At 68.0% G+C, this 18,850-nt stretch carries 17 protein-coding genes; 4 read left to right on the top strand and 13 right to left on the bottom strand.

The window, feature by feature from the left end; all coding sequences use genetic code 11:
- Positions 1-280: 280 nt before the first annotated feature.
- On the top strand, positions 281-1,411 hold the full coding sequence (locus tag AB0M14_RS11960; RefSeq protein WP_364992693.1) for a phosphotransferase family protein: 1,131 nt from the start codon (positions 281-283) through the stop codon (positions 1,409-1,411).
- An 8-nt stretch (positions 1,412-1,419) separates the two neighbouring features.
- Entirely contained in the window at positions 1,420-2,541 is a 1,122-nt protein-coding gene (locus AB0M14_RS11955; RefSeq protein WP_364992690.1) for a hypothetical protein, read from the top strand.
- A gap of 173 nt (positions 2,542-2,714) precedes the next feature.
- On the opposite strand, the gene AB0M14_RS11950 is transcribed toward AB0M14_RS11955, so the two are convergent.
- The 6 genes from AB0M14_RS11950 to mqo form a co-directional block, all read right to left on the bottom strand.
- Positions 2,715-3,131, bottom strand: a complete 417-nt coding sequence (locus AB0M14_RS11950) for a cobalamin biosynthesis protein (protein ID WP_364992687.1) — start codon at positions 3,129-3,131, stop codon at positions 2,715-2,717.
- Positions 3,118-4,581: a cobyrinate a,c-diamide synthase gene (locus AB0M14_RS11945; protein WP_364992684.1), complete on the bottom strand. Its 1,464-nt coding sequence runs from the start codon at positions 4,579-4,581 to the stop codon at positions 3,118-3,120. Before AB0M14_RS11945 ends, AB0M14_RS11950 begins: the two co-directional genes overlap by 14 nt.
- Positions 4,582-4,654: 73 nt before the next feature.
- The gene (cobO, locus tag AB0M14_RS11940) at positions 4,655-5,269 is read right to left on the bottom strand and encodes a cob(I)yrinic acid a,c-diamide adenosyltransferase (RefSeq protein ID WP_364992682.1); all 615 of its coding nucleotides are present in this window, start codon (positions 5,267-5,269) and stop codon (positions 4,655-4,657) included.
- A 75-nt stretch (positions 5,270-5,344) separates the two neighbouring features.
- Positions 5,345-7,573 carry a VWA domain-containing protein gene (locus AB0M14_RS11935; protein ID WP_364992679.1) on the bottom strand — a complete coding sequence of 743 codons (2,229 nt, stop codon included), beginning with the start codon at positions 7,571-7,573 and terminating at the stop codon, positions 5,345-5,347.
- 124 nt (positions 7,574-7,697) lie between these two features.
- Complete coding sequence (locus AB0M14_RS11930; RefSeq protein ID WP_364992675.1) at positions 7,698-8,147, bottom strand: GNAT family N-acetyltransferase; 450 nt, start codon at positions 8,145-8,147, stop codon at positions 7,698-7,700.
- Between the two features lie 45 nt (positions 8,148-8,192).
- Positions 8,193-9,704, bottom strand: a complete 1,512-nt coding sequence (gene mqo, locus AB0M14_RS11925) for a malate dehydrogenase (quinone) (protein WP_364992672.1) — start codon at positions 9,702-9,704, stop codon at positions 8,193-8,195.
- 218 nt (positions 9,705-9,922) lie between these two features.
- Between mqo and AB0M14_RS11920 the strand changes: the two genes are divergently transcribed.
- A complete protein-coding gene (locus tag AB0M14_RS11920; protein ID WP_364992668.1) occupies positions 9,923-10,966 on the top strand; it encodes an alpha/beta hydrolase in 1,044 nt (347 codons plus the stop codon).
- A gap of 4 nt (positions 10,967-10,970) precedes the next feature.
- Here AB0M14_RS11920 and AB0M14_RS11915 read toward each other — a convergent pair whose 3' ends face one another.
- From AB0M14_RS11915 to map, 4 genes are all read right to left on the bottom strand, one after another.
- Entirely contained in the window at positions 10,971-12,020 is a 1,050-nt protein-coding gene (locus AB0M14_RS11915; protein ID WP_364992666.1) for a hypothetical protein, read from the bottom strand.
- A 141-nt stretch (positions 12,021-12,161) separates the two neighbouring features.
- Positions 12,162-12,725 (bottom strand): alpha/beta hydrolase, encoded by a 564-nt coding sequence (locus AB0M14_RS11910; protein WP_364992663.1) that lies wholly within the window; start codon positions 12,723-12,725, stop codon positions 12,162-12,164.
- A 131-nt stretch (positions 12,726-12,856) separates the two neighbouring features.
- Positions 12,857-14,404, bottom strand: coding sequence for a cobyric acid synthase (locus AB0M14_RS11905; protein WP_364992661.1), 1,548 nt, complete (start codon positions 14,402-14,404; stop codon positions 12,857-12,859).
- A 91-nt stretch (positions 14,405-14,495) separates the two neighbouring features.
- Positions 14,496-15,359, bottom strand: coding sequence for a type I methionyl aminopeptidase (gene map / locus AB0M14_RS11900; RefSeq protein WP_364992658.1), 864 nt, complete (start codon positions 15,357-15,359; stop codon positions 14,496-14,498).
- Between the two features lie 131 nt (positions 15,360-15,490).
- On the opposite strand from map, the gene AB0M14_RS11895 reads away from it, so the two are divergent.
- The gene (locus tag AB0M14_RS11895) at positions 15,491-16,501 is read left to right on the top strand and encodes an LLM class flavin-dependent oxidoreductase (RefSeq protein WP_364992656.1); all 1,011 of its coding nucleotides are present in this window, start codon (positions 15,491-15,493) and stop codon (positions 16,499-16,501) included.
- A 15-nt stretch (positions 16,502-16,516) separates the two neighbouring features.
- Here the strand turns inward: AB0M14_RS11895 and AB0M14_RS11890 are convergent, their stop codons facing one another.
- The 3 genes from AB0M14_RS11890 to AB0M14_RS11880 are packed head-to-tail and all read right to left on the bottom strand — an operon-like array spanning position 16,517 to position 18,848.
- Entirely contained in the window at positions 16,517-17,119 is a 603-nt protein-coding gene (locus AB0M14_RS11890) for a DUF4126 domain-containing protein (RefSeq protein WP_364992653.1), read from the bottom strand.
- A gap of 52 nt (positions 17,120-17,171) precedes the next feature.
- Complete coding sequence (locus tag AB0M14_RS11885; RefSeq protein ID WP_364992651.1) at positions 17,172-18,014, bottom strand: EamA family transporter; 843 nt, start codon at positions 18,012-18,014, stop codon at positions 17,172-17,174.
- A gap of 36 nt (positions 18,015-18,050) precedes the next feature.
- Positions 18,051-18,848 carry an ABC transporter permease subunit gene (locus AB0M14_RS11880; protein ID WP_364992649.1) on the bottom strand — a complete coding sequence of 266 codons (798 nt, stop codon included), beginning with the start codon at positions 18,846-18,848 and terminating at the stop codon, positions 18,051-18,053.
- Positions 18,849-18,850 lie beyond the last annotated feature (2 nt).

Below are 18,850 nucleotides of genomic sequence, written 5' to 3'. Positions count from 1 at the left end.
TACGTCTCAGGACCTACGTGCCACCCCTAGCCCCGCGGGGTGACAGCTCTAGCTCCCCGGGGTGAGAGCCGCACCGCCGGCTTCGTGCCAGCCCCACCTGTCCCGGCGGCTGGGCTGCAAGCGAACGCGTTCTGGCCGGACATGTCAACCAGCGATTCCGTCCAGTGAGCCAGCTCGTCCGCGTAGTGGGCCGGTTCGCCGCCGAGCCGGATTTACGCTGCGCCGCTGCACTAGGCGGGATACATTCGCGCTCAGACGAACTGGTTTCAGGAGGACGACTATGGCCGATGGGCCCGACCCCACCGAACGGGTGCAACTCACCGTCAGTGGCCGTGATCTCGACAGCCTCGGCGAGGATCTGTCGCGCTGGCTCGGCGACCGGGTCGCGGCCGACGAGCCGCCGAAGATCTCGGCGCTGTCGCGTCCGGAGGGTGCGGGTATGTCGAGCACCTCGGTGTTCTTCGACGCGCACTGGAGTGTCGGCGGCCGGCCGGACGGCGGGTCGTTCGTGGCCCGGCTGGCGCCGCAGGACGCCGATTTCCCGATCTTCGAAACCTACGACCTGACCATGCAATATCAGGTGATGGCCGGGGTCGCCGCGGCCTCCGAGGTGCCGGTGCCCGGGCTGCGCTGGCTGGAGACCGACGAAAGTGTGCTCGGCGCGGCGTTTTTCGTGATGGAGAAGTCCGAAGGCCGCGTGGTGTCGGACAATCCGCCCTACGTCTTCCTCGGCTGGCTGTTCGACGCGACCCCCGAGGAGCGCGCCCAACTGGTCGCGGGCACCGTCGAGGCGATCGCCAAGATCCACGACATCCCCGACCCCGCAACGAAATTCCCGATGCTCGACGGCCCGGGACAGGCACTGCGCCGCAACGTCGACTGGTACCGCGGGTGGTATCGGTGGGGTCTGGCCGACGACGGCTACGCCATCCCGATCATCGAGCGGGCCTTCACCTGGCTCGATGAGCACTGGCCCGCCGATCCGGGCCCGGATGTGTTGTGCTGGGGCGATTCCCGGCCCGGCAACATCCTCTACCGCGGCTTCGAGCCCGCCGCCGTCCTGGACTGGGAGATGGCCGCCATCGGCCCGCGCGAGCTCGACGTGGCCTGGGTCATCTTCCTGCACCGCTTCTTCCAGGACCTGGCGGTCAAGTTCGGCCAGCCGGGACTGCCGGATTTCTGCCGCCGCGCGGACGTGGTCGCGAAATACGAGGAGCTGACCGGACATACACTGCGGGATCTCGACTTCTACATCGTCTTCTCCGCGCTCAAGCACGCGATCGTGATGGCCCGGGTCAAGCGCCGGATGATGCACTTCGGCGAGGACACCGACACCCCCGACCGCGACGACTACGTGATGCACCGGGCGAGCCTGGAGGCTCTGCTCGACGGAACCTACCAGTGGGATTGAGAACGACCATGGCTGAACGCATTCGGGGCTTCGGGCCCGCACCGTTGGACGAATACCCGATCCATCAGACCCCGCTCACCATGGCGCGGGTCGCCAGCAGCGACCGGAACTTCTACGACCGCAGCTATTTCAACGCCCACGATCGGGACGGCGGGACCTTCCTCGTCACCGGTTTCGGCGTCTATCCGAATCTCGGCGTCGTCGACGCCTACGCCTGTGTCGGGCGCGGCGACCGGCAGCGCTCGGTCCGCTTCTCCGACGCGCTCGGCGACCGCAGCCTGGACATGTCGGTCGGCGGCTACCGCATCGAGGTGGTCGAGGCGCTCCAGAAACTGCGGGTGATCTGTGAGCACGACGATCTCAGCTTCGATCTGACCTGGGAAGGCGCGTTCCCGGTCGTGCAGGAGCAGCCGCATCTGATCATGCGCGGCGGCAAGCCGATCATCGATGCCCAGCGTTTCGCCCAAGTCGGTTCCTGGGCAGGCACTTTGACGGTCGAAGGCATGGACACCCAGATCGATCCGGCGGTCTGGACCGGAACAAGGGACCGCTCCTGGGGCATCCGCCCGGTCGGCGACGCCGAGCCGGCGGGGCGCGCGGGCGCCGAACCCGCCGATGGATTCTGGTGGCTGTACGTGCCGCTGCGCTTCGACGATTTCTCGATCATCGTCATCGTCCAGGAAGAACCCGACGGCACCCGCACTCTCAACGACGCCACCCGCATCTGGCCGGACGGCCGGGTCGAACAACTCGGCTGGCCCCGGGTATCCCTCCAATACCGTTCCGGCACAAGGATTCCCGTCGCCGTCCGACTCGACTGCACCACACCGGACGGCAAACCGCTCGAGATCGAAGTCACCGCAGGCACCGCCATCCCCCTGCACATCGGGTGCGGTTACGGCGGCGATCCGGACTGGCTGCACGGCCAATGGAAGGGCCGCGACTGGGTCGACTCCCGCGCCTACGACCTCACCGACCCCGCCCTCGAAGGCCGCATCCCCTTCGGCGTCATCGACCACGTCGGCCACGCCCGCTGCGGCGACGCCGAAGGCTGGGGCCTGTTCGAACACGCCAGCCTCGGCCGCCACGACCCCACCGGCTTCGCCGACTGGACCTCGGTCGCCCCGTAACCGCTACCCGGCAGGTGCCTGCGGTCGACCAGGCACCTTCCGCACCAAACCCCGCCGAGCCGATTCGCACCCGACTGAACAGCCGAGCCGGACCAGACAGGCCGAGTCGAACTGAAAGGCCAGGCAGAGCTGGGCTGCGACCCAAGCCGAGCGGGGGGTGGGAAGCGAGTGGTTCAGACCGAGCCGGGCTGGAAACGGGCTGCGGCGATGACGATGCCGCCGACGTTCTGTTTGTCGATCAGCAGGGGGCCTACGCCTGCGAGCAGGGCGGCGGCTTCGGCGACGCTGGCTGTGCCGACGGCGTCCCGGGTGCGGCCGACGGGGTTCGGGACCGCGATCAGGTCTAGTTCGGAGGCCGAGTAGCCGCGGACCGGCACCCCTAGTTCCGCCGCCACTGTCAGCAATCCGGGTTCCGTGGCGCGGCGGTCGATGGTCGCGAGGCAATGGATCACATTGTTGCCCAGCACTTCCCGCACCGCCCGGCGGATCCCGGCGGCCGAAGCGCCGGGGCGCAGACCGATGCCCACTACCAGGTCGGACACCGGGACCGACTTGCGCAGGCTGTGCTGCCGCCGTTCACGTGGCGGCATGGATCCGGGCATAGCCGGCGGCGGCGGTCACGAAACGGGTTACGGCTGCGGGGTTTCCAGCGGGGTGGGTGTGCAGGTAGGAGGCGTGGACCTGGTGCACCAAAGCGCCTTCGCGGACCCGTTCGCCCTGGTTACCGTGCCAGCCCCAAGCCGGGGCGTCAGCGCCTGCGGCAACCAGCCTGGTGCGATGGAATTCGTGGCCGCGCACGCGCTGACCTGCCTGCCACAGCACAGAATCGGACAGCGCGACAGCGTCGCGGTAGCCGAGCGTCAGACGAGGGCCGAATTCCGCGTCGGCGTCGACCACACCCGCCATCGCGTGCCCGTCCAGCGAGCGGGTCAGATACAGCAGTCCCGCGCATTCAGCATGGATCGGCAACCCCAGCCGAGCCTGCTCCCCCACCGCTTTCAGGAGCCCGACGTTCCCCGCCAGATCGGCAGCATGCTCCTCCGGAAAGCCACCGGGCAAAACCAAACCCGCTGTGCCACTCGGCAGTTCCTCGTGTAGCGGATCGAAAACCACGACATTAGCGCCGGCCGCACTCAGCAACTCCCGATGCTCGGCATACCCGAACGTAAAAGCAGGCCCACCCGCCATCGCAATCACGACACCGCCCGCCCCGCCACGCCTCCAGCCGCGATCCGGCCCAGCGCCGACAGCACCGCCACCACCAGCAGCACCAAGACCACCCTCTGGATCCCAGGCCGGGCCGCCGGCCGTCGAGCGAGCAAGCCTGGCGATCCCCGCAAGGTCCACATGCGCCGCGACAAGATCCGTCATCGCGGCGACCGCCGCGGTAGCGGCGCTGCCGTGCTCGACGGCCGGGATCAAGCCGAGATGCCGTGAGGGCACTTCCAATTCGGCCATCCGCGGCAACGAACCCAGCACGGGAAGACCGACGCGGGCGCAAGCTGCGCGCAGTACTTGGTCGTGGCGTTCACTGCCGACGCGGTTGAGAATCACACCACCGAGGCGAATCCCACTGTCGAAGGTCGCGAATCCGTGCAGCAGCGCGGCGAGGCTCTGGCTGTGCCCACGAGCATCCACGACCAGGATGACCGGCGCCCCAAGCAGACTCGCGACCTGCGCGGTCGACCCTTCCGCGACCGGACCGGAATGATTCTCATCGATCCGCCCGTCGAACAGCCCCATCACGCCTTCGACAACAGCGAGACCGCACCCCTGGGTCCCATGCTGATACAGCGGCACAACCCGTTCCGCCCCAACCAGCACCGGATCAAGATTCCGCCCAGGCCGCCCGGCAGCCAGCCCGTGGTACCCAGGATCGATGTAATCCGGCCCTACCTTGAACGGCGCAACCCTATGCCCCGCCCGCCGCAGTGCCCCGATCAACCCCGTTGCCAGCGTGGTCTTCCCACTCCCGGAAGCCGGCGCCGCAACAACCACAGCAGGCACCCTCACAAGGCACCTCCCGGAACCGCATCCCATCGGAGAAGTGGGACGTGGCTGAGGGGGCTACTCGCAGTTTGCCTCGGCCATGTCCCGGTTATCTGGGGTCGGGTCACCATTCGATCCCGCGCTGGCCTTTGCGGCCGGCGTCCATGGGGTGTTTGACCTTGGTCATTTCGGTGACGAGGTCGGCGGCGTCGAGGAGGGGTTGGGGTGCGTCGCGGCCGGTGATGACGACGTGCTGGTTGCCGGGGCGGTTGACGAGGGTTTCGACGACTTCGTCCAGGTCGACCCAGCCCCATTTCAGGGGGTAGGTGAATTCGTCGAGGACGTAGAAGCGGTGTTGTTCGGCGGCCAGGCGGCGGGCGATCTCTTGCCAGCCGGCCAGGGCGGCGGCTTGGTGGTCTTCGTCGGTGCCTTGTTTGCGGGTCCAGGACCAGCCTTCGCCCATCTTGTGCCATTCGACGGGGCCGCCCGCGCCGGTTTCCTCGTGCAGGGTGCCCAGGGTGCGGAATGCGGCTTCTTCGCCGACCTTCCACTTCGCGCTCTTCACGAACTGGAACACCGCGACGTCGAAGCCCTGATTCCAGGCCCGCAGCGCCATCCCGAACGCGGCCGTCGACTTCCCCTTGCCGGGCCCGGTATGCACCGCGAGCACCGGCTGATTGCGCCGCTGCCGCGTCGTCAACCCGTCATCCGGAACCGTCTCCGGCACACCCTTAGGCATCGAAACTCCTTGCTGTCACAGACATCTGAGCGATCGGCCGGACTCGGCCGTCCGGACCGTGCTGCGTCCGCACGTTCACGCGGCGCGGGCCGCCGGTCGACCGGATCCGGCGCGGACGGCATCGGCAACGGCATCGCCGGTGAGTTCGGCCAGACGAAGGTAACCGGCACGCAGGTCGCGGGCCAGATCAGCGGCCAAGCCGAGACGGATCATGCCGCGCTCGCAATCGACGACCATGGCGGTGACCGCGTCCCGCGCCAGCATCTCGGCAGCCGTGCGGGCGCGAATGACCGGGTCGACGCCGCCGGTGGCCCGGCCGTCGGTGAGCAGGACCAGCATCGGGCGGCGACGGGGATCACGAACGCGTTCGCGGCCGATCACCTCCCGAGCCTTCAGAAGCCCGGCGGCAAGCGGAGTCTTGCCACCGGTGCGCATGCCCGCCAACCGGCGGACAGCGATATCGACCGAAGAGGTCGGCGGCAGAACGAGTTCGGCTTCGTGGCCCCGCACGGTGATCACAGCGACCTTGTCACGACGCTGGTAGGCATCACGCAGCAGAGCGACCACCGCACCGGTGACGGCCGAGAGCCGATCACGAGCCGCCATCGACCCGGAAGCGTCGACGACAAACACCACCAGATTGCCTTCGCGCCCTTCGCGATACGCCCCGCGCAGATCCTCCGACCGCAACAGCAGCCGCCGGCCACGCCCCGCCGAACCCCGCACATCGCCGTCCGCAATGGCTGCGTGGTCAGCCGCGATATCGCCATCAATCCAGCTGTCCCCGACACCGTCACCACCGCTGAAGCCACTCGTGAACGCCGCAGCGAGTCCGAGGGTGGTGCGGCGGCGGTGCTGGTGGGGTGCGGCCGCGAAGATCGTGCCGAGCAGGTGCAGGCCGCCGGTAGTTTCGGTGCTGGAGCGGACGACGCGGCCGCTGCGGGTTTGGGCGCGGGAGCGGCGGCCAGGTGCGCCTTCGCCGACGCCGGGGACCTCCCAGCGAGGGGCAGTGATCTTGTTGGAAGCTGGTGTTCCGGTGTGGCTTTCGCGGGACGGCGCGTTCGGGGTAGCCGAGCCGCTGGAGCTGTCTTGTGATCCCGTTTTCGGCGGCTTCGGAGCCTCGGGGCCATCGGATCCGCCGTTCGGGCCGTCGGGTCCGCCATCCGGGTCGTCGTCCGGATTGTCATCCAGACTGTCGTCGGAGTTGTCCGTGCGGTCATCCGCCGGGCGGTGGTCAGCGTCCGGGGCCGAATCATCTACGGCACTCTGCTCGAGTTCGTCTGTCCCTGAATTGGATTCGGCGCTTCCCTGCTCGCGCTCGGCTTCTTCGGCCGCCTCCCGCATCGCCGCGTCCAACTGGTCTTCGCTGATCCCCGGCTCGTCGAACGGATCCCGCCGCCGCCGATGCGGCAGCGCGAGTTCGGCGGCGACGCGCACGTCCTCCTCGGTGACCCGATCCGCACCCCGCCACGCGGCGTGCGCTGTCGCCGTGCGCGCCACCACCAGGTCCGCGCGCATGCCGTCGACGTCGAAAGACGCGCACAGCGCGGCGATCCGGCGCAATTCCACGTTGTCGAGCCGCACCCGGGCGACCAGGTCGCGGGCGGTGAGGATCTGGTCGGCGACCTCGCGGTCGGCGGCGGCGTAGCCGGCCGCGAAACCGTTCGGATCCGCTTCGTAGTCGAGGCGGCGGCGCACCACCGCCATGCGCACGTCCACATTCCGTGAGGCGGCGACGTCCACGGTGAGCCCGAAGCGGTCGAGCAGCTGCGGTCGCAGCTCGCCCTCTTCCGGGTTCATCGTGCCGACGAGCACGAACCGGGCCGGATGCGAATGCGAAACCCCGTCCCGCTCGATGTGCACGCGGCCCATGGCGGCGGCGTCGAGCAGGACATCCACGAGGTGGTCGTGCAGGAGGTTGACTTCGTCGACGTAGAGCACGCCATGGTGGGCGGCCGCCAGGAGCCCGGGCCGGAACGCCTGCTCCCCGTCGCGCAGCACCCGCTCCAGGTCCAGCGATCCGACCACGCGGTCCTCGGTGGCGCCCACCGGCAACTCCACCAGCCGCGCCGGACGCGCCCCGGTCTCGTCCACCACCGGCGGCAGCAGCTGCGCAAGCGCCCGCACCACAGTGGATTTCGCGGTCCCCTTCTCCCCGCGCACCAGCACGCCGCCGATCCCGGGATGCACCGCGCACAGAATCAGCGCCAGCTGCAATCGCTCCTGCCCGACCACGGCCGAGAACGGGAACCCCGCCTCGCTGGTCTGGGACGACAGTGCAACTTCAGCATGGGACACGGACACGCACCCAACTCTATGCGCGCCGGATCACAGTCCCCGCACCACCCCGGCCGCACCCGTCGTTTCCGCACACCACCGCTGGCCGCCGAGCACCCCGCTTCTGGACGCCCGGCAACCACTCGGCGGTTCAGCCCTTGCGCATCGGGACGTGCGGAATGCCGTCCTCGATGAATTCCTCGCCGTCCACCTGGAATCCGAGCTTGGTGTACATGTCCACCAGGTAGCTCTGGGCGCTCAGGCGGATGGTGTCCGAGCCGGCCTCGGCGATGGCGGCTTTGACGAGGCGATTGGCGTAGCCGTGGCCGCGCGCCGCCTTCTCGGTGCAGACCCGGCCGATGCGGAAGGACTTCACACCGTCGTTGTGCTCCTCGGACAGGCGCGCGACAGCGACGACATCACCTTCGTCGTCGAGCCAGAAGTGCCTGGTCTCCGGGAGCAGGTCCAGACCGTCCAACTCCGGGTAGGCGCACTTCTGCTCCACCACAAAGACTTCGACGCGAAGTTTCAACAGCTGGTAGAGGGTGGCGGTGTCGAGATCCTGTGCCCATGACCGCTTGAGAACAACCGTTGACATCATCGCATCTTGCTACCACGCCCAGGCCCTCGGCGCGAGCCTCCTGGCCTAATTCGCGGTGTTCGCCACGTGCTTCGCCGAGGTCAGATTGAGCGTCTTCGAGGTCCAGTCCCAGACCTCGCCGAACAGCGCCTTGTTGTCGGTGAGCTTCACACCCAGCGACGGCACCATGGTCTGCAGCTTCGGGGTCCAGTCGGCGTACTCGCGCGGGAAGCAGCGCTGCAGCACGTCGAGCATGGCGGTGACGCAGGTCGACGCGCCCGGCGACGCGCCGAGCAGACCCGCGATGGACCCGTCCTCGGCCGCGATGACGGCGGTGCCGAGTTCGAGCACACCGCCCGCACCCTTGCGGCGGATGATCTGTACGCGCTGACCGGCGGTGATGATCTCCCAGTCCCGGCCGTCGGCGCGCGGGATGAACTCCTCCATCGTGTACACCTTGCCGGAGTACGACTTCAGCAGCTCGCTGACCAGGTACTTCACCAGCGACATCTCGGTCAGGCCGACACCGAGCATGGGCGCGAGGTTGCCCGGGCGGATCGACTTGAACAGGTCGCCGTTGGAGCCGTCCTTGAGGAACTTCGGGGTCCAGCCGGCGTAGGGGCCGAACAGCAGACCGGCTTCACCGTTGATGACACGAGTGTCCAAGTGCGGCACCGACATCGGCGGCGCGCCGACCGCGGCCTTGCCGTACACCTTGGCCTCGTGCTGGGCGATCAGCTCGGGGTTGGTGCAGCGCAGGAACTGACCGGACACCGGGAACCCGGCGAAACCGCTGATCTCCTTGATGCCGGACTTCTGCAGCAGCGGCAGCGCGCCGCCGCCCGCGCCGACGAAGACGAACTTCGCGTTGATGGTGCGCGCCTTGCCGTTGCGCAGGTTCTCGACCTTCACCAGCCAGCTGCCGTCGGCCTGCTTGGTCAGGTTGCGCACCTCGTGGCCGAACGCGATATCCGCGCCGGACCCGCCGAGGTAGGCGAGCAGTTCCTTGGTGAGCGCGCCGAAGTCGATGTCGGTGCCCGCGTCGGTCCAGTTCAGCGCGACCGGGTCGGAGTAGTCACGACCGCGTGCCATCAGCGGTAGTCGCCGCGCGAATTCGTCGGAGTCCTCGACGTATTCCATGCCTTCGAACAGCGGGTGCCCGGCCAGCGCCTCGTAGCGCTTGCGCAGGTACTGCACGTCGTCGGCGCCGTGCACGAAGCTGACGTGCGGGATCGGGTTGATGAAGCGCGACGGGTCGCCGAGGATGCCGTTCTCGACCGCGTAGGCCCAGAACTGGCGCGACACCTGGAAGCGCTCGTTGATGTCGACGGCCTTGGTGACGTCGACGGAGCCGTCGGCGGTCTGCGGGCTGTAGTTCAGCTCGCACAGCGCCGAGTGGCCGGTGCCCGCGTTGTTCCACGGGTCGCTGCTCTCGGCCGCGGCGGCGTCGAGCCGCTCGAACATGGAGATCGACCAGTTCGGCTGCAGCTGCCGCAGCAGCGCGCCGAGAGTGGCACTCATGATGCCGGCACCGATGAGAACGACATCGGTCTTTTCAGTCATGGCAGCGTTCGGCACGGTTGATCGACTTCCTTGTCACTTCTCGCCACCCACCGGGCAACGGTGGGCGGCGTGGGCACGGGCGCTAGGTGAACAAAAGGTTACCCTCGAGTCACCTACCCCGATTGTGCACCTCACCGCCCCGAATACCTGCAACGAACCCGGCGAATGTGACATAGATAAAGTCATCCCCACCGGTCTTCGATCCGGGCCCGACCTGGCCTACATTGGGTCTCGTGACGGATGAAACCTCGGTCAGCGTGTCGGACATCACTACTCGCGAGTGGCACCCCGACGTCCTCGGGGCCGGTTACGAGCATCGCACTATTCCGCTCGGCCCGGACCCGGATGGCGAAGGCGACGCGGTCGCGACCCTCGTGCGCTACACCCCCGGCACCGGCCCGGCGGCGACCGAGGCCACGGTCCTGTACCTGCACGGTTTCACCGACTACTTCTTCCAGCAGCACTTGGCCGAGCATTTCGCCGAGCGCGGGCACCGCTTCTACGCGCTGGATCTGCGCAAGTGCGGGCGCTCGCTGCGCGACGGGCAGACACCGCACTACGTCACCGATCTGGCGCTCTACGACGCCGAATTGAACGAGGCGCTGCGCATCGTCAAGGAGGAGACCGGCGCGCCGGTGCTGCTGGTCGCGCACTCGACCGGCGGCCTGATCATGCCGCTGTGGCTGGACCGGCTGAACAAGTCGGCCGGGGTCGCCGCCTCCGGGATCACCGGGCTGGTGCTGAACAGCCCGTGGTTCGACTTGCAGGGCCCGTCCTACTATCGGACCGTCGGCACGCCGGTCATCAACGCGCTGGGCCGATTCCGTTCGATGTTCGAACTGCCGGGCGCGAAGATCAGCACCTACGGCGACAGCCTGCACCAGACCGTCGCGGGCGAATGGGATTACAACCTGGATTGGAAGCCGCTGGCCGGGTTCCCGGTGCGGTTCGGCTGGCTGCGCGCGATCCGCAACGGGCACGCGCGGTTGCAGCGCGGCCTCGACATCGGGGTGCCGTCGCTGATCCTGCGCTCCCGGCTGACGAAGTTCGCCCGCAAGTACGGGCCCGCCGCCGACGTCGCCGACGTGGTGCTCGACGTGCGCCAGATCCAGCGCTGGGCGGGCTGCCTGGGCGACCGCACCAATATCGTGCCGATCGACGGCGCGCGCCACGACGTATTCCTGTCCTCCGCCGAGCCTTTGGCCCAGGCCTTCACCGAACTCGACAACTGGCTGGGCTGGCTGACGGAGTATCGGGCCAAGCAGCCCGAGGCCTGACCGCTCAGCGGTAGATCGCCGCGGCCGCCAGCGCCAGCTCCTGCACGACGGTCTTGGCTCCGTACACGCTGACCGTGGTCCGGACCTTGCCGTAGGCCTGTTCGGAGGTGCGCAGCGGGGAGTTCGCGATATTGCCGTCGTAGACGCCGTCCAAGGCGAAGTCGATGAAGCAGGTCTCCGGGACCTCCGGTGACGAGGTGCCCGGGCAGTAGCTGGTCGCCGGGCGGCCGCCGAGGTCGATCGACGCCTGGCGCGTGGAGGCCGGGGCGTCGGCCTTGCCGACCTCCAAGCGCACGGCGATGTACTGATCCACCTGGTCCTTGCGGGCGTAGAAGGTGCAGTCGTAGGGATTGGCCACCGAGGTCAGCCGGGCCACGGTCCAGCCCGCGGGCATCCGGCCCAGCAGCGCGCACGGGTCGAAATCCCCGCCCGGCAGCACGGTGACGGCATACCGGCGCAGCGGCACCTTCAGATCACGTACCGCGCCAAGGATTCTCGAGGCCACCGCACCGGCCGGGGCGCAGTTGTCGCCGCTGAAGGATTCGGCGGTGACCTGGGCGTACTCGGTGAACGTGCTGCCGCCGGGGTCGCCGACGCCCGCGGCGGGCAGCTTCATCGGCACGATGAGCTCGCATTCCTCATCGGCCACCGGCTCCTTCGCACGCAGCACCGACCCGCCGTCGACCGGGTGGTCGGCGGCCGAGTCGGGTTTGCGGGCGCTCAGCTGGACCTCGATGCTCTCGGCCCGGGTGTCGCCGGAGTGGATCCGGACTTGGCAGCTTTCCGGCGTGAGATAAGGGGCCACCTGCGCCACCTGCCCGTATTTGGACAGCTGGGCGTGACTGAAGAACCCGCAGGGATCGATGGTGCGCAGTACCGCGGCGGTCTGCAGGTCGCCGCGTTCACGCAGGGTCAGGTCCAACCCGTAATCGTCGATGGTGACCGGAGCTCGCGCCGCGGGCTCCGGCGCCGGGCTCCCCGGCACCATGTTCGTGCACCCGGTCAGCAGCGCTGCTGCCGCCCCGAACACGAGCATCCCCCACTTCCCCCGCATTGGATACTCCATCTCGCGTCGTCCACGCAGCGTCGTACTGCCGCGCACCCGAACAATAGAGCGATGGCAGCGGTTACGCGAATGCTCGAACGCCACGCCGGGACAACGGAGGTGGCGCCTGCCGGATGACGTGGTGGCCGGTCACCAGAGGCTGGTGCGCAGCACGATCTCGGTGGCCAGCTCATGGTCGGCCTCGGTCGCCACATTGTCGACATCGACCTGCACGACCCGGAACTCGCCGTAGATGTAGCGCCCGGAGGTGTCGGCGACCGCCCGCGACAACCGCTTGGTCGCGATGACCGTGACCGGAAGCTCCATCGGACGGACCTCCGGATCGGCGATCACGCCGTCCGGGCCAGGCACCGCCGGATGCCCGTGATCGGCCACCACGAGGCTGATGAACCGGCCGAACGTGCCCGCGCACAACTTCCAGGCCAGCTGCGCACCCGCCCCGCGACCGGCAACGTGCGTGTAGGGCACCGCGAGCTCGTCGAGGATCGCGTGTATCCCCGCCGGTTCCAGCCCGTCGATCGATTCCACCACGATGGTCCGCAGGTCAGAATTGTGCAATCGGGCACACACCTGATCGAAAACGTCCGCCGGATCACCGGCGTCCGGCAGCAGCAGCACGCTGTGCCGAGACTCCGGGCCGTCGACCCGCACGGTCCATTCCCGGTCCCCCACCGCGATTTGCCGAGATTTCATGCCGCAGAACGCTACACCGCCCCCGTGAACAAGTCCGCGCGTCATACCCACTCGCGCCGGTCGTCGCACTAGAACAGAGGGGCTCTCGTTTGTGGGACACCACCGAGGGCGCCACTCGCGAAACACCTCGGTCATGTCCCATTTTGTGGGCGGCCGGTCAGGGATGCGGTGATTGTCGGGAGGGGTGTGGGGGCGCCATGTGTGAGGAGGTTCTCGATCGCGGTGAGGTCGAGGTGGTGTTCGATCAGGTCGGCCAGCAGGTTGAGTTGGGTGGAGCGGACGGCCTCGACCGAGACATCGGCTGCGACGACGAAGCCGGGGCGTCCGGCGGCGGTCGCGACCTGAGCGAGCCAGGCGCGGCGGAAGGCGTCGGATTCCATCAGGCCGTGCAGGTGGGTACCCCATATCGCGTTCTTGACGCTGCCCTCGGGTTCGCCCGCCAGCTGGAACCAGGGTTGGTCGCCGGTGTGGGTGACTCGGCCGTGGTGGATTTCGTAGCCCTGCACGGGGATTCGTGGCGCGGTCGGGGTGTGGCCGCTGGTGCGGCGCAGCACCTTCGGGTCGGCGAATTCGACTTCGAGGTCGAGGAGACCGAGGCCTTCGACCGGGCCCGCGCCGGATTCGATGGGGTCGAGGATGTGGGTGGCGAGCATTTGGTAGCCACCGCAGATGCCGAGGATGGGGCGGTGGGCGGCGGCGCGTGATTGGAGAGCGGCGGCTAATCCGGTGCGGCGCAGCCATTCCAGGTCGGAGACGGTGGCCTTGCTGCCGGGGAGGACGACCAGGTCGGCGTCGGTCAGGCGGGACGGTTCGGTGACCCAGCGGACCGAGACGCCTGGTTCGCAGGCCAGGGCTTCGATGTCGGTGGAGTTGGAGATGCGGGGCAAGCGGATGGCGGCGATAGTGAGCCATTCGGTGCCGAGGGGCGGCCGAGGGCGGCCGACAGGGGCGTCGGCAAGGGTGCTCAGGGAGTCTTCGGCGTCGATCCAGAGGTCTTCGGCGTAGGGGATGACGCCGAGGGTCGGGCGGCCGGTGAGTTCGGCGAGGCGGTCCAGGCCCGGTTTGAGGAGTTCGACATCGCCGCGGAACTTGTTGATGATGAAGGCCGAGATCAGTTGCTGGTCTTCGGGTTCCAGGATCGCGACGGTGCCGAACAGGTGGGCCAGCACGCCCCCGCGATCGATATCGCCGACAACGACAACCGGCAGTTTCGCTTCCTGGGCGAGTCCCATGTTCGCCAGATCGGTGGCACGCAGGTTGATTTCGGCGGGCGAGCCCGCACCCTCGCAGATCACCACGTCGAATTCCGCGCGCAGTGCATCCAGTTCGGCGGCAACGACCTTGCGCAGATCCTGTCGATGCTGAAAGTAGTCGCGCGCGCCGACGGTGCCGATCGCCTTGCCGCGTACCACGAGCTGGGAGCGGCGGTCGCTACCCGGTTTCAGCAGAACCGGATTGAAGCGCACGCTCGGCTCCAGCCCGCACGCCTGCGCCTGGAGCGCTTGCGCCCGCCCGATCTCGCCGCCGTCCAGCGTGACCACGGAGTTGTTGGACATGTTCTGCGCCTTGAACGGCGCCACCTTCACGCCCCGGCGCGCCAACATCCGGCAAAGCCCCGCCACCACAACGCTTTTCCCAGCATCGGAGGTGGTTCCCGCGACGAGCAACGCACCCTTCACGACGCAGGCGCTCCAGTTCCCCCGGCGATCCCGCCGAAATCGCCCCTCTCAGCGGAACTTTGCACGACCCGCATGCACCCGGCGCACCGGCTCACGGCAGCGTGAGGATTTCCGCGCCCGTCGCCGTGACCACCAAGGTGTGCTCGAACTGGGCGGTCCACTTGCGATCCTTGGTGACCACGGTCCAGCCGTCGTTCCAGATCTCGTAGTCGATGCCGCCGAGGTTGATCATCGGCTCGATGGTGAAGGTCATTCCCTCTTCGATGACCGAATCGATGGCGGGCTGGTCGTAGTGCAGGATGACCAGGCCGCTGTGGAAGGTGGGGCCGACGCCGTGACCGGTGAAGTCGCGCACCACGCCGTAACCGAAACGATTGGCGTAGGACTCGATGACGCGGCCGATCACATTCAGCGCGCGCCCGGGCCGCACCGCCTTGATCGCCCGCAGGGTGGCCTCTTCGGTGCGTTCCACCAGCAGCCGCACCTCTTCGTCGACGTCGCCGGCGAGGTAGGTCTTGTTGGTGTCGCCGTGCACGCCGTCGATGTAGGCGGTGACATCGATATTGACGATGTCGCCGTCCTCGATCACGGTCGAATCCGGAATGCCGTGGCAGATCACTTCATTGAGCGAGGTGCAGCAGGACTTCGGGAATCCCTTGTATCCCAGCGTGGACGGGTAGGCGCCGTGGTCGCACAGGAATTCGTGCGCGATCCGGTCCAGCTCGTCGGTGGTGACGCCCGGCGCCACCGCCTTGCCGGCCTCTGCCAGGGCCTGCGCGGCGATCTTGCTCGCGACCCGCATCTTCTCGATCGTCTCAGGGGTCTGCACCCAGGGCTCGCGGCCCTCGTTCACGGTCTTCTTCCACGCGTACTCGGGCCGCTCGATGGAGCGGGGCACCTCGCGGATGGGCGACTGCGTGCCGGGGACGAGGGGTTTGCGGGTGCGAACTGCCATGGATCAAGACTATCGGTCCGTTCCGTCCGGCACCCGCCCACCACCTCAGGAAGGCCTACCCGGAATAGATACGGACCAAGGTCCGTTTAAGCTGCTAGTCAAGGTTGCCACTCACAGACAAGGAACCTGCCGTGGAATTGGGAATGACGACATTCGCCGAGGTCATGCCGGTCGGCGACCGACCCGCGCCGAGTGCCGGGCAGCGGCTGCGCGAAGTGGTGGAAGAAGCCGTGGCGACCGAGCGCGTCGGCCTCGACGTGTACGGCGTCGGCGAGCATCACCGCAAGGACTTCGCGGCCTCCGCACCGGCGGTGGTGCTGGCGGCGATCGCGGCGCGCACCGAGCGCATTCAGCTGACCAGCGCGGTCACCGTGCTGAGCTCGGCCGATCCGGTACGTGCGTACCAGGAGTTTGCGACCTTGGACGGCCTGTCCAACGGCCGCGCCGAACTGATGGCCGGACGCGGTTCCTTCACCGAATCGTTCCCGCTGTTCGGCTACGACCTGTCCGACTACGACGAGCTCTTCGAGGAGAAGCTGGCGCTGCTGCTGCATATCCGCGACGAAGGCCCGGTCACCTGGTCCGGCAAGTTCCGGCCGCCGCTGCGCGACGCGATCGTCTACCCGCGCACCGACGACCGCCCGCTGCCGGTGTGGATCGCGGTCGGCGGCAGTCCCGAATCCGTGATTCGCGCGGGCCTGCTCGGCCTGCCGCTGGCGATCGCGATCATCGGCGGGCAGCCCGCACGCTTCAAGCCGCTGGTCGACCTGTATCACCGGGCGCTGGCCGAGGGCGGCCATGAGAAGCAGCCGGTCGCGGTGCACGCGCACGGCTATGTCGCCGAATCCGACGAGCAGGCGATCGCCGACTTCTACGAGCCGTACGCGGCGGCGATGAGCCAGATCGGCCGGGAACGCGGCTGGGGTCCGATGACCCGGCAGCAGTTCGACGCGCTGCGCTCGCAAAGCGGTTCGCTGTTCGTCGGCACGCCCGACTATGTGGCCGAGAAGATCGCCGATATTCGCGACACCCTCGGGCTGGACCGGTTCATGCTGCACACCAGCGTCGGAACGCTCCCGCACGACAAGGTGATTCGCAATATCGAACTACTCGGCGAGAAGATCGCGCCGCAGGTGCGCTGAAACCCGGGCCCGGCGCTAGCGCGATGGCGCCGGGCTGCGCCGGGTTTCCAGCCATGCCCGGAATCGACGCCAGGATCGTCGAATTCGCTTGGCCAGGAAGACGACCAGCAGTATTCCGAGGATCAGCAGTACGCCCGCGATGATCGCGGCCGGCAGCGGATGGAAGACGGCGAGGGTGATGACGCTCGCGACACCGAGGTCTTCGAGGGTGCTGGCGACGATGTTGCTCGCGGGCTCGGGCGAGGTGTTGATGCCCATCCGGAGTCCGGCTTTGACCAGGTGACTCACCAGCGCCGTGGTCCCGCCGACGGCCGCCGCGGCGAGTTGCGGCAAGGACCCGTCGGAGCCGGCCAGCAGCGCGGCGACGACCGCGCCCGCGGCCGGGCGGATGACGGTGTGGATCGAATCCCAGAACGAATCGAAGTACGGGATCTTGTCGGCGACCGCCTCGATCAGGAACAGCACGCCCGCGGCGATGAGGACATCGGGGCGCTGCAAACCTTCCGGGACCTCGTCGGACAGGCCGGTCACACCGAACAGGCCGAACAGCAGTACGACGGCGTAGGCGTTGATGCCGCTCGCCCAGCCTGCGGTGAAAATCAACGGGAGCAAGGACACGTGATCGATCCTAGTTGCGGCCGCGGGCGCGGCCGGTGCCGCGACGCACCGGTCAGATGCTGATCAGGACGATCCCGGCGGCCACCACGATCGAGCAGATCACCCGGCTGCGGCCGAAGGATTCCTGGAACACCAGCGCGCCGATGCCCGCGGCGAGCACGACGCTGGTTTCGCGCAGCGCCTCGACTTTCGCGGCGGGGGCGAGCGAAAGCGCCCACAGGATCAGCGAATACGACAGCAGCGCGTTGACGCCGCCGAAGAGACCGCCCTTCCAGTTGCGGCGCGCGTAGCTGAACGCCTCGCGCTTGCGGACGGCGATCGCCAGGGCCGGGATCGGGATGCTCTCGATCAGGAAGAGATAGACCAGGTAGCTGGCCAGGCTGTGGACCGCGTGCACGCCGCCCGCGTCGGAGGCGGTGTATCCCGCGATCGCGAGGCCGGCGAGGACCGCATAGGTGACCGGCAGTACCCGGATGGCTCCGAGCTTGTTCGACAGCACGAGGCTGGCCACCCCGATCGAGACCAGTCCGACCCCGGCCCAGGCGAGCCCTGTCAACGACTGATTCAGCGCCACCACGGATATCACGGCGACCGCCAGTGGCGGCACACCGCGCATGATCGGATACATCTGCCCGAAATCGCCGAGCTGGTACGCCTTGATCAGGCACAGCCGGAACGCGGTGTTCAGCACCGTGGAGATCCCGATGAAGATCCACGCCTCTTTGTTCGGCGGTGCCACGAACGGCAAGGCCACCACGCAGACGACCAACGCGGTCGCATCGACCATCCCCATCGTGGTGAGCCGGTCGGTGCCGGATTTCACGGCGGCATTCCACGAAGCGTGCATCAGTGCGGAAATCAGTGCCAGCACAGTCGCGAGTAGTGAGTCGGACATGAACCACCTTCAGAAGAGCACGCTGAGCGAGCAGCACTAGCGCACCGCGGCGCGACCGCGTAGCCGGCCGAGCAGGACCAGCGAGACGAGGGTTACCAGGACCAGAAGGCTGGTACTGGCTGCGGCGGTGAAGATTTCGCCGCGGTCGGTCTGCCCGAAGATGGTGACCGGGAGGGTGCGCCAGGTGGCCGGGTAGACCATGATGGTGGCCCCGAGTTCGCCCATGGACAGGGCGATCGAGAGACCGGCGGCGGCGCCCAGGGCCGGAAGCAACAGGGGCAGCGTTACTTGGCAGAGGACTCGAACCGGGCCCGCACCCAGGGATTCGGCGGCTTGGCGGTAGCCGGGGTCGAGGCGGTCCAGCGCGGCGGAAACGGCGCTGAAGGCGTACGCCAGGACCAGGACCGTATGGGCCAGGATGACAATCCATTTGGTGCCGCCGAGCAGAAGCGGGCGTTCGTTGAACGCGATCAGCACACCCAGGCCGATAGCGACCGAAGGGACCGCCACCGGGAGGTGAAACACCGCGTCGGTGACGCGGCGGCACCAGCCGGGTGCTTCGCGGGCCGCGAGTGCCGCCCAGGTGCCGAGGATCAGCGCGAGCGCCCCAGCGAGCAGCGCGGTTTGCAGACTCACCGACAGACTGGCCGCGTCATCGCCGGTCAGTGCCTGGCTGAAATTGGCGAAGCCGAGGTTCGACGGCAGCGGACCGGTCCAGCTGCCCGCCAGCGCCGCCGCGACCACGGTCGCGATCGGGGCGATGAACACGACGGTCAGCACCAGCCCGAAGACGGTGAGCACCACCGCTTTACCGGTACGGGTCCACACCAGCATGG

Origin of the sequence: Nocardia sp. NPDC051832 (assembly GCF_040681285.1) — a bacterium.
Lineage (GTDB): Bacteria > Actinomycetota > Actinomycetes > Mycobacteriales > Mycobacteriaceae > Nocardia.
This window is presented reverse-complemented; position numbering and strand designations above follow the sequence as displayed.